The sequence below is a fragment of the Paenibacillus sp. RU5M genome, from assembly GCF_900221055.1.
In the GTDB taxonomy this organism is placed as follows: domain Bacteria; phylum Bacillota; class Bacilli; order Paenibacillales; family Paenibacillaceae; genus Paenibacillus; species Paenibacillus marchantiae.
The window spans coordinates 307,748-320,004 of sequence record NZ_OBQM01000004.1; the positions used below are offsets into that span (position 1 = coordinate 307,748).

The 12,257-nt window shown below is 48.4% G+C and carries 8 protein-coding genes; 5 read left to right on the forward strand and 3 right to left on the reverse strand.

The window, feature by feature from the left end; genetic code table 11:
* The first annotated feature begins 125 nt into the window (after positions 1-125).
* From CRO25_RS15230 to CRO25_RS15245, 4 genes are all read left to right on the forward strand, one after another.
* The gene (locus tag CRO25_RS15230; RefSeq protein ID WP_079695572.1) at positions 126-980 is read left to right on the forward strand and encodes a formate/nitrite transporter family protein; all 855 of its coding nucleotides are present in this window, start codon (positions 126-128) and stop codon (positions 978-980) included.
* A 454-nt stretch (positions 981-1,434) separates the two neighbouring features.
* Positions 1,435-3,498 carry a molybdopterin-dependent oxidoreductase gene (locus CRO25_RS15235; RefSeq protein WP_097115776.1) on the forward strand — a complete coding sequence of 688 codons (2,064 nt, stop codon included), beginning with the start codon at positions 1,435-1,437 and terminating at the stop codon, positions 3,496-3,498.
* Positions 3,499-3,701: 203 nt separating this feature from the next.
* Positions 3,702-4,925: an MFS transporter gene (locus CRO25_RS15240; protein WP_079695692.1), complete on the forward strand. Its 1,224-nt coding sequence runs from the start codon at positions 3,702-3,704 to the stop codon at positions 4,923-4,925.
* 210 nt (positions 4,926-5,135) lie between these two features.
* A complete protein-coding gene (locus CRO25_RS15245; RefSeq protein ID WP_079695575.1) occupies positions 5,136-6,050 on the forward strand; it encodes a class I SAM-dependent methyltransferase in 915 nt (304 codons plus the stop codon).
* A 188-nt stretch (positions 6,051-6,238) separates the two neighbouring features.
* Here the strand turns inward: CRO25_RS15245 and CRO25_RS15250 are convergent, their stop codons facing one another.
* The 3 genes from CRO25_RS15250 to CRO25_RS15260 form a co-directional block, all read right to left on the reverse strand.
* Positions 6,239-7,951 carry an ABC transporter ATP-binding protein gene (locus tag CRO25_RS15250; protein WP_079695577.1) on the reverse strand — a complete coding sequence of 571 codons (1,713 nt, stop codon included), beginning with the start codon at positions 7,949-7,951 and terminating at the stop codon, positions 6,239-6,241.
* Positions 7,952-8,028: 77 nt separating this feature from the next.
* Positions 8,029-9,036 carry an ABC transporter substrate-binding protein gene (locus tag CRO25_RS15255; protein ID WP_063566919.1) on the reverse strand — a complete coding sequence of 336 codons (1,008 nt, stop codon included), beginning with the start codon at positions 9,034-9,036 and terminating at the stop codon, positions 8,029-8,031.
* A gap of 97 nt (positions 9,037-9,133) precedes the next feature.
* Complete coding sequence (locus CRO25_RS15260) at positions 9,134-10,783, reverse strand: ABC transporter substrate-binding protein (protein ID WP_079695579.1); 1,650 nt, start codon at positions 10,781-10,783, stop codon at positions 9,134-9,136.
* A gap of 457 nt (positions 10,784-11,240) precedes the next feature.
* On the opposite strand from CRO25_RS15260, the gene CRO25_RS15265 reads away from it, so the two are divergent.
* Positions 11,241-12,257: a LacI family DNA-binding transcriptional regulator gene (locus tag CRO25_RS15265; RefSeq protein ID WP_063566921.1), complete on the forward strand. Its 1,017-nt coding sequence runs from the start codon at positions 11,241-11,243 to the stop codon at positions 12,255-12,257.

Below are 12,257 nucleotides of genomic sequence, written 5' to 3' on the forward strand. Positions count from 1 at the left end.
TAAAATGTAGTTTTCAGACTTTGTGATAAAAGTAACAAACCTCTTGAAACCTTCGCGATACAATAAACATATCAACAAAACAGGTTGAATTATGATGTTCATGAACTGTGAAGGAGAGGATCGTTATGCCAGCAAAAACACCTCTTGAGGTTGCACAATATACGGCGCATACGGGGATGAAGAAAGCCCAAAATCCGGTGTCCTCCGTATTGATACTCAGTTTTCTGGCAGGCGCTTTTATTGCGCTCGGATTTCTGCTGGATATTCGGGTCATTGCCTCTGCTCCGGCCGAGTGGGGCAGCTTGGTTAATCTGATTGGCGCAGCAGTTTTCCCGGTAGGTTTGATATTGGTGCTGATTGGCGGTGGGGAACTGCTGACAGGTAATATGATGGCCGTCCCACTCGCGACGATTGCACGTAAACTGTCCGCAGGCAACATGTTGAAGAATCTCACCTTAGTAACGATAGGTAATTTCCTTGGAGCGCTCTTTGTTGCCTATGCGTTTGGGCATGTGCTTGGTCTGACGGCAGAGGGGGCTTATTTGACCAAAGTAGTGGATATGGCTGGACACAAGCTGGACGACAGCTTCCTTCAGGCTTTTATATCCGGGATCGGGTGTAACTGGCTGGTAGCACTCGCGGTTTGGCTGTCTTATGCATCGGATACGATGAGCGGAAAAGTATTGGGCATTTGGTTCCCAACGATGGCCTTTGTGGCTATTGGATTCCAGCACGTTGTCGCCAACATGTTCCTGATTCCTGCGGCGATCTTTGAAGGACATTATTCGTGGGGGCAATACATCATGAATTTCATTCCGGTATGGCTTGGCAACCTGACGGGAGGGGCGCTGTTTGTCGCGGCTGCCTACTGGATGGTGTACCTGCGCAAGCATGAGCCGGAAGTGAAGCCTGAGGTGGCCATGGCGGCGGCCCAGCCTGTGGAAACGGAAGCCAGACCGATGTGGAGCAAGCAGGCGTAGCGGCATTTTGCCGAGTAATTGAGTAGCGGTGTAAACGTGGTACAAGTGCGAAAACGAATGAAAAGACGAGTGCAAAGTAAACAGGAGAGGCGATTCTGATCTCGTTCAAGTCATGGCTGTCTGCTGTGATGGACGGGAGAGGAATCGCTTTTTTTAATGTAAAAATATCCACGCAAAATAAATTCGCCATGACAAGGTTCGGGGGAACGAAACCTGTTCATGGCGAATTTCGGGAGTGGTCCATGATATGGCACGAGGAGGAAGTGGGGAAACACTAGCCTAATGCCTTATTTTTAATTTACCCCTGAATTTCGAGATTGAATCAAGGGGAAAAAAGATTTTTTTGAAAAAAATTTGGAGCGGTTGTGGCGGTGAAAAAAGACTGTTCTCTTTACGCGATTACCATGAAGAAGATATGATATGAGGATAGCTTTGAAGGGGGAGGGACTTGTATATGATCGATCAGGAGAATGGCGTATTCCCGGCAGTTTGCCCGCTCGATTGTCCGGATACTTGCGGCCTGCTGCTTCATAAGGAGAACGGTAAGATCGTGAAGGTAGCGGGCAATCCGGACCATCCGATTACAAAAGGCGCCATCTGTAACAAAGTCCGAAATATGACGGAGCGGGTGTATCACCCCGAGCGGCTGCAATATCCGATGCGACGCATCGGAGCCAAGGGCGAAGGCCAGTTCGAGCGAATCAGTTGGGACGAAGCCATCGGCGAGATTACGGCGAGATTCAGTTCGCTGGCAGCTACCTACGGACCGGAGAGCATCCTGCCCTACAGCTTCTATGGAAACATGGGCATTCTTGGTGTGGATGGCATGGATCGTCGATTTTTCAATGCGCTAGGTGCGAGCAAGCTGGAACAGACCATCTGTAATGCAGCGGGAAATACCGGCTGGAAATATACGATGGGTGCGAACCGTGGAACATTGCCCGAGGATACAGAGCATGCGGATGTCATTCTGGTGTGGGGAGGCAACATCGTCAGCACCAATATGCATCAGGTTGTTCTGGCCGAGAAAGCTCGCAAAAGGGGCGCCCAAATCGTTGTTATTGACGTCCATCGCAATCGGACCGCCCAATGGGGAGACTGGTTCATTCCACTCTACCCCGGTACAGACAGTGCATTGGCACTCGGATTAATGCATGTACTGTTCGACCAGGGACTGACGGATGAGGCTTTTATGCAAAAATATACCGTCGGCCATGAGGCACTGCGTGATCATGTCCGCAGCTACACCCCTGAGCGCGTTGCACGTATTACAGGCGTGCCGGAAGCGGACATCGTGAAGCTGGCTGAGCTGTATGGTAACGCACAGGCAGCCCACATTCATATCGGCAATGGCCTCCAGCATCACGACAACGGTGGCATGAACGTACGCAGCGTAGCCTGTCTGCCTGCCATTACAGGCCAGTGGCTGAAGCGCGGTGGTGGTGCCATTCGTACCAACAGCTACGCGAGCACGAATAGCGATGCGCTGGAGCGTCCGGAGCTGCGACAGAACCCGGAGCCGCGCGTGGTGAACATGAACCGGATTGGCGAAGCACTGCTGGAAGCGGAGCAGCCGATCCGGGCGTTGATGGTCTACTGCAGCAATCCACTGGTGGTGGCACCAGATACCGAGCGGGTGGAGCGAGGTTTTTCACGGGAGGATCTGTTCACGGTAGTCCATGACCTGTTCATGACGGATACGGCAAAATACGCGGATATTGTGCTGCCTGCGACATCTTCATTTGAAACGACGGATCTGTATACGTCCTACTGGCATCAGTATGTTCATTTGCAAGAGCCAGTCATTGCTCCTTTGGGAGAGAGCAAGAGTAATGTTGAATTGTTCTCTTTGCTTGGACAGGCGATGGGGTATGACCCGGAGATTTTCGGTGAGACACCGGAACAGATGATCGAGGAAGCACTTCAGGGTACGGGCAATCCCTACATGAACGGAGTAACCTTGGAAGGGCTGAAGCAGCATCATTTCGTCAAGCTGGATATGTCTGCACATGACTCCTATTTGGATCAGTTGCCCACGCCTTCGGGGAAAATCGAGCTGTATTCGGAAACGATGGCACAGAAGGGACTGCCTCCGTTGCCTACGTATAGTGCACTCGTGGAGGGGTATGACGGGGAAAACCCGGCTGGACCTGCGGATGTTTATCCGCTGATGTTTCTGTCGCCGCCAAATCATAATTTCCTGAATTCCACCTTTGCCAACTCGGCCAAACATCAACGTTTGGAGAAGATGCCATTATTGCAAATGCACCCGGAGGACGCCGCCCGCAGACAGGTGGAAGATGGGGATGCGGTGGTCGTATGGAACGACCGTGGCCGGATCGAGTTAACCGCCAAGGTGAGTGAATCCATGCTGCCAGGAACGGTGATCAGTCAAGGCTTATGGTGGGATGGCAATGGCAAAAAACAGCGGGCGAACTCGCTCACGTCCAATCGTCTGTCCGACATGGGGAATGGGGCAACATTCTTCTCGGCCACTGTCGAAGTGAAGCGTCAATGAATGTGCTTGCAGATCGGATCTTTTCAGGTAAGATGAACAATGGATAGTTCGTAAGCAGAATGATAAAGAGCAAGATTCGGAATTCAAATTTCTAAATTCTAAATTCAAGTGGCCTTCGCTCTGGCTAATTATGCCGTCAGGGCAAGGGTCTATTTTTTATGGCAATATGCTTTTTGAAGGTACTAAGGAGAATAAACAAGATGATGAGATGGCTGGATACGTATCCAAAAGAAGTCAAAATATTTTTGCTGGCAAGTTTGGTCAATGCGACAGGCAGTGCCTTGATGTGGCCGCTGACCACGATGTATGTATTTGACGAGCTTGGACGCACGATGGCGAACGCGGGGTTTGTTATTCTGATCCAGTCGCTGGGCGGCATCTTCGGGCAACTGCTCGGCGGTGCATTGTACCACCGGGTGGGCGTCAAGAAGCTGATCATCGGATCGCTGGCGTTAAATGCGGTAGGGCTGTTTGCTCTGCCGTGGATTAGTGCGTATTGGGTTGTGTTTATATGTGCCATGGGCTGGATCGGTCTGTTCAGTTCATTGTCGCTGCCAGCGATTCAAGCCTTTATTGGCTTCCGGTTTGCGGAGCGACGTGGGGAATTGTTCAATGTGATCTATGTCGCCAACAATATCGGTGTGGCAATTGGTACAGCTCTCAGTGGTTTTCTGGCTGACTTTTCCTATCACCTCAGCTTTGTACTGAACGGGGTGACCTCCGCCGGGTTTGCGATTTTCTTCTGGTATTATCTGTCGCGGGCAGAACCAGATCAGGGCGAAGTACATCTGACCAAGCGCAAAACGGCTCCCGATGGGCCGGGCGTCTGGGCGCTGCTGGGCAACACCAGATTATATCTGTTCATGAGCCTGGGCGTGCTGTTCCTGCTGTTCGGTAATTCCATCTGGAATACGGGTGTGTCTCCGTATATTATTTCCGAGGGTATGGAGAAAAGAATGTACGGTCTGCTCTGGACCCTAAATGGGGTGCTGATCTTTGTGGGACAACCCTTCACCAATTGGGTCAAGCGTACGATGGCCCGTACATCGACTGCTCAGATGACTGCAAGTGCGGTGTTCTATGGCATGGCCTACATCGTCATGATCACCATGTATAGCTATCCGGGTATGGTGCTTGCAATGGTACTGGCTACCTTTGGGGAAATGCTGATCTCACCTGCTACTCCGGCATTCATCTCAGAGCATGCCGGAAGAGCGGCACCTTTCTACATCGGGATCTCCGGTGGTATCGGTGCGGTTGGACGGGTTATCGGGCCGTATGCAATGGGGGTCATGTACGACAAACAGGGATTGATTCCTGTAGCGTGGCTTGCGACTGGCACGGCGGTTATTGCGGTGCTTGGCTTTGTACTGCATGCGGTACTGAACCGCAATCGTGAAGTGAAGGAGTACGGATTGGACGCTTAGCTTTTTCTGATTGAGTGCTATGAGGGAGGAAGAGGACAGATTGGAGTGGAGGGGCAAAGAAAGCCGCTTTAATCTGTCGGATCATCCCGTAGATGTAGATTGACAAAAAAATCTTTTTATGCTATAATTTACATATAAAAACATTCCGTATATACTAAGGTTCTCCTGGCCAGGGGGAATCTTATTTTTGTTTGTACGGGAGGATGAAATATGAAGCAAAATGAGTCCAGCATCACATCCTTGATTTCGGCATTTGGCCGAGCCTACCACTGCCAGTACGATACACCTCTTATTTTCGATGATTATATAGCTAAAGAGCTTATTACTCCGCAAGAGTTTGCGGATATCCGCGAGAATATGATTCAAGGTATCCATTTTTTCAACCCGGACATGGCTCATCTAATCAAGGACGACCCGGATACGATTTTAAAATGGATCACTCAGGTACAGTTATCTCCAATAACATTGGCTCGGGCTGCCTATTGTGAGCATGTAGTGTTGCATGAAGTTGTGTTGGGATTGAAGCAGGTTGTCATTCTTGGCGCGGGGATGGATACATTTGCTTTGAGGCATCGGGAATTAAAGGACACTTTGGAACTATTTGAAGTGGACTATCCGGCAACACAGCAATTCAAGCGGGAGCGGCTGCATCAGGCCAATCTGATCCTGCCGGACAATCTTCATTTGGTGCCAATGGATTTTACTCATGAACCTTCGTATGAACGTTTGACTGATGAAGGCTTGAAGAAGCAAAAGACATTGGTTACTCTGTTAGGCGTTTCGTATTATTTGACCAAAGAAGATCTGTCTAACTTGCTGCGGCATATATTTTCGGATCTTCCAACAGGGAGCTCCATTGTGTTGGATTATGCAGATGAGCATCTCTTTGAGGAAAAAGGAAGGTTTAACCGGGTTGAAAATATGGTTAAGATGGCTGCAGTGGGGGGCGAGCCGATGCAATCCTACTTCACTTACGAGGAGATGGAGCGGTTATTGGCGGATGTGGGACTTCTTATATATGAGCATCTATCGCCAGAAGACATACAGGATCGATATTTCAGCAATCGTACAGATGACTTATCTGCCTTCGAAACAAACCATTTCATCCATGCGTTCAAAAAATAAAATCCTATTCCTGCTGTGATTATCACAGATTAGGATCTGAATAAGAAAGGGATGTCCCATAAGTCATTGAACATGACGGGGACATCCCTTTTTAGCGTTAGTACTGTTTAACGAACTGAGCGCGTGTTATTGGCGCCAATTTCCACAGGTCTGTGGTTTAATGAAACCAAGAGACGTTACTTCCGCACCTATCCAAACTGGGCATGATGCAATCGGCTATACGAGCCCTGACGCGCCAGAAGTTCATCATGGCTGCCTTGCTCGGCTACGCCGCCATTTTCCACTACCACAATACGATCCGCGTGTCTAATCGTTGCCAGTCGATGGGCGATGATCAGTGTAGTACGTCCTTGTGCCAGCTCAGATAGAGCCAACTGAATGGCGGCTTCCGTCTCGGTATCAAGTGCGGAGGTCGCTTCATCCAGAATGAGGATCGGCGGATTTTTCAAAATCATGCGAGCAATGGATAGACGTTGCTTCTGTCCGCCAGACAATTTGACGCCCCGCTCACCAATTAGAGTATCGAGTCCTTCCGGTTGAGATTGTACCAGCTCTTCCAGTTGGGCCCTGCGGATGGCTTGCCAGATTTCTTCATCAGGTGCATCCAGTTTGCCGTAGGCAATATTCTCACGGATTGACCCATCAAACAGGAAAATATCCTGCTGCACAATTCCGATATGGGAGCGCAGCGACTCCAGTGTCATATCTCTTACCGGAATCCCATCAATAGAGATGTGCCCCGCATCCACATCGTAAAAGCGTGGAATGAGACTGCATAGTGTAGATTTGCCTGCACCCGAAGGTCCAACCAGCGCCACCGTTTGTCCTGCCTGAATCTCCAGATTCACCTGATCCAAGGTTGGTTTGTGTTCGCCATAAGCAAAAGAAACGTTATGAAAGGCGATATCGCCTTTCACATACGGGAATGGTTTGGCTTGTGGAGTATCATCCACATCGGGCTCGGCCTCCAGCAGCTCCAGGTAACGTCTGAATCCAGCGATGCCTTTGGGATACGTTTCGATGACGGAATTGATCTGTTGAATTGGTCCAAGAAACACATTGGATAACATAACAAAGGCAATAAATTCTCCGTAGGTCATGCTGCCCTGAATGACAAACCACGTACCGCATACCAGTACAAACAGCGAGACAAATTTCATCAGAATGAAGCTGAGCGAGGAATTCCACGCCATAATCCGGTAGGTGATTAGTTTGGTAAGACGGAAGCGTTCATTATTTTCGACAAAACGTTTCACTTCATGCTTTTCATTGGCAAAAGCCTGTACTACACGAATTCCGCTCACATTGTTCTCTACGCGTGCGTTATAGTCTGCAATATCCGCAAACATACGCTTGAACGCTTTGGACATTTTGCGGCTGAAATAGAGGGACAGGAAGATCATCAGTGGTACGATGATGAAGGTCATGACAGCCAGTTGCCAGTTGATACCTAGCATTATGCCGAAGGCTCCGGCCAACGTCATCAGGGCAATGAATAGATCCTCGGGTCCATGATGGGCAATCTCACCAATATCCATCAGATCGTTGGTCATGCGAGAGACGAGGTGCCCCGTCTTGTTGTTATCGAAAAAGCGGAAGGATTGTTTCTGCACACGTTGGAACAGTTCCCGCCGCATATCGGATTCGATGTTAATACCCAGCTTATGTCCCCAGTAGGTGACTGCATAATGGAAAAAGGAACTGAGCAGATAGATGCCCAGTAATCCGGCACAGGCCGATAAAATCATGGACCAGTTGCCTGCAGGAAGCAGCTGATCGACAACTTTGTTTACAGCCAAGGGAAACGCAAGTTCCAGCAGTGCAGCCAGAATCGCACAGGAGAAGTCCAATATAAAGAGTCCCCGATAAGGACGATAATAAGCCATGAAACGGCGAAGCATATGTAAGTCCTCCTCCATATAACGCAAATGCCCGGACAGGATCCATAGCCTGACCAGACACTTGCATCTCTCATATGTTATTTACGATTTTGCTGTGCACGTTCTACGATCATATCAGCGAATTCTTCAGCCTGACTCTGAATTGCAATCGGATCGAAGTACCAGTAGCGATCTTCCTGTAATTCGTACACCTGATTGTTCTTCACAGCCGGGAGCGATTGCCAGATGGAATCACCTTGGTAATTTTTATTGTTTTCCCCTACGGTCAGGAAGATATGGTCTCCTGCATAATCACCAACGACTTCACGCGATATCTCTTTCCACTGGGTATCACCCATCAGTTCTTTCTTGGTGATTTCGAGTGGTGTAAGTTCCAAAGCGCGATAAACGGCTTGTCCACCGCGACCAAAGTTGTCTCCATAGCCATAATAGCTCTTGTCTGATACTTCGAGGATGGAGAAGGTTTCCTCCGGTTTAATGACTGCTTTTACTTTGGCGCGAGCGGCTTCAATACGTTCGTCGTACGTTTTCAGCCAGGCTTCGGCTTCTTCGGATTTGTTCATGAGTTCTCCGAAGCCCCGAATTTCATCCTCTACATTGGTAAACGTGCCGTAGGGAATGACCACGGTAGGTGCGATTTTTTGATAACTCTCAATTTCTTCGGCTTTATCAGAGTAGGTAATGATCAGATCCGGGTCCAACGCGACGACCTTCTCCAAGGATACGGCACCCCGGTCGCCAATATTCTCTATGCCCTCCACTTGATCGGCGTAGAATGGATTTTCCAGATAATATTTAATAGAGCCAACGGGCTTTACACCAAGTGCGAGCAGATCACTTACGTACATATCCGTAACAATCCGTTTCGGTTCAGCCGGAATTTCCACATCTCCACTTAATGACTTGTAGATCCGCGTAGCACCCGAAGAATCGGTATTAGTTTCGGTCGAACTTGTAGTCGATTCTGAACCCGCCGCTGTTGGTTCCGTTGTGCCGGAACCCGTACCGCTGTTACAGGCAGCCAGAATCATGATGATGGCGAGCATGAGCAGCAAGCCGGAAAAGCGTTTTTTTGCAGCAAACATATAATTGTTCCCCCTGTGTATATAATCAATAATGATTATTATTCTCATTACTAACATAGAGGATGACGTAACATTTGTACATGGACATCTATGATGACTAATGCATGGACAGATGTGATGTCAGTTTGTGCATGATGTGCTGCAATTGCTCCATAACCGAGATGGGGTCGAATCCATAAAACATATCCGCATCAATCTCGTACAGGCGCCCTTCCCGGACCGCACTCAAGGTGTTCCAGGACTCCTGAGCAAATAGCTTGTCTACAGCATCCTGCTCTGATGATTCCCTAGCATAATCAATAAAAATATGATCTGCCGCATACAAATGAATTTCATTTAGCGGAACATGGATGTAACCTGTGAGTAGTTGTCCATCCTTCTTCATCCGTGCAGGAGGGGTGAAGCCCAGCGATTGATACAAAATATGAGAAGCTCTACCCCATCCGTGACCATAGATGTACGCCCCACTTTCACCAATCATGAAAATGCATACTGCTGAACCCCGTTCACCCATGATCTGATCGAGTGTACGATTGGCCTCTTGCTGAAGCGTATCATAATGGTCTAACAGCGCACGTGCTTTGGCTTCCAGACCCGTGATACGTCCCAAATGAATGAGTTGCTCTTGCCAGTCAAGTTCTTCAAAAGGCATCAAAATCGTTGGTGCAATCTGCCGTAATTCATCCATGCCGGAATGAGGTGCATAACCAAGGATGACATCGGGATGAGCGTCTGCGATTAGATCCGGATGATTAATAAGATCATGCTCATAACACTGATCAAATTGATCTTGTCCATTTTCAATAAGTCTACTTTTCATCCATTCTGCAACGGCACCCAGATGCGGGATGTGGCCCAGTGCGAGCAAGGAAGCGGTATAGTTGTATGTAAGACTTGCAATTTTTTTTGGCGTTTTCCGATAGAGAGTCGGTGCACAACCTACCGTTTGTTTAAATTTTCGACTTAAATAAAAGGTATCCCTGTATCCCGTCAACTGCGCAAGCTCTTGCAATGTGGGATTGGCAAACAGCAGGTGCTCCTGGGCAATTCGAATTCTTAACCGGGTAACATACTCCACGAATGTAAGTCCGGTGTACTTCTTGAATTCTCTTGAAAAATGCTCTGGACTCACATTAACCTCTTTCGCTAATTGCTCCCGTGTAAAAGAATGAGTAATTCTTTCATGGATGTGCGCGATGACGATGTCCAGCCAGGAATGATCTTCATGAGCCAAACGCACAGCGTGATCTCGCAACGTATCCAGCAGCTGATAAAACAGCATATGAGGTTTGAATGGTCCCGACTCATCGCGTTTGGAGCTGGACTGAACCAATTCGGAGATCAGCTCGGCAATAAGGCGGCTTGTAACGGGAACAGGATGTCCGAATGGCCAGAGCCTTTGTTCGTTATCTGCAAAATCAAAGGCCATTGCAATACCCTGAACGGGTGAAAGGGAACCACGCTTGCTTTCATGCTGAAGCAGGGTTCCAGCTTGGCGTACGATAGCAGAGCCGGTATTTACCATCAATTGACCATTCGAACTGATCAGTCTTGCCTGACCAGAGGTGATGACATAAAGAACGTGCTTGCTGCTCCACAGCTCATCGATACGGGAGAAGGCTTCCCGATCATGGAGCTGCACCAGATGACACAGCTTGAACATTGCCGGAGGCACGTTTGTGATTTGCTGCAAGCGGCCGGGGGTGTTCAGGGATGATTTATGAAAGCTTAGATCCAGATTGCTCATAACTTAATGGACTCCTTATAGAGGATTGGACTAATAAGCAGTATAATACCACAAAGGTGTAATGGGGACCCCGCGAATCATTCCCTTCACATATTTCTGTGAAAAATGGATAAAGAGGTTGAAATCGCTATCAACACCGACTATAATGAAAATGTCGAAACGTTTCAATCTATGGTTTACAGGCGTGTTCATTGTGATTTATAATGAATTCTTCCTCTTGTCCAATATTGAAATGTTGTCAATCGACCAAGCTATATGTACAATTAAAGGGTATATGATTCAGCAGTGATGCTTAAAAGACGTGAAGAGAAATTTTTTTTGAAAAAACTTCGAAACGTTTCGATAAATGAGAATTGATGCCATTTCTAATGGATAATGCATAGGAATGAGTGGTTGTTGCAACCATTTACAGTATAAAATGATAGGTAACAAGAAAGTTAGAAGGAGCGAACGTGGAATGGCAACGATTAAGGATGTGGCAAAGCTGGCAGGCGTGGCGCTCTCGACCGCTTCCTATGCACTGAATGGGGACAGCAAGGTAAGTGCCAAGACCAAGGCAAAAGTGCTGGCGGCAGCACGGGAACTGAATTATCGCAAAAACGGCTTTGCCATGGACCTGAAACGGAGCCGGACGAACACGATTGCGTTGATTCTTACAGATCTGTCGGGTCCGTATTACTCCGAATTGATTCGCAGCGTACAGGACGTAGCGCTGGCTAACGGATATGATCTGATTGCTTGCAGCTCTATGGGAGGACGCGACTCCACAGCGGTTCGTTTCTTGCGAGAAAAAAGAGTGGATGGCGCTATTATCCTGGCTCATAACATCCATGATGATATCCTGGTGGAATCTGCAGGCGAACGTTTCCCTATCATTGTGATGGATCGGCAGCTGTCGAGCAGCCATCTGGTCAACGTGCTGGTGGACGGGGAGCAAGGTGGTTACCTGGCTACACGTCACCTCATTCAGAAGGGGCATAAGACCATCGCCTATATCAGCGGGCCATCCAATTCTTATGATAATGCTCTGCGTTATCAAGGATATTTGCGAGCAATGCAGGAGGCGGGCCTTGAAGAGAAGTCCAAATGGCGTCTAAGCGGTAATTTTGTACGTGAGGGCGGATATAGTGCAACCAAGATGATGGTTATGCAGGGCGAGCTTCCATCTGCTGTATTTTACGGGAATGACGAAATGGCGATTGGTGGACTGAAAGCATTTGAAGAGAGCGGCATTTCGGTACCGAATGACATTTCGATAATCGGGTTTGATGATATTCAACTGTCCGAATATGTTCATCCTCCGCTTACGACGGTGCGGCAGCCCAAGCATGAAGCAGGTTCATTGGCAGGTCATTTGCTCTTCCAGATGCTGAACGGCGAAGCTGTGAATACATCGTATACGTTAACCATTGATCTGGTGGAGCGCGAGTCTGTACGATCGGTACAGGTAGAGTCAGGAAACCAGCCGGCCTAG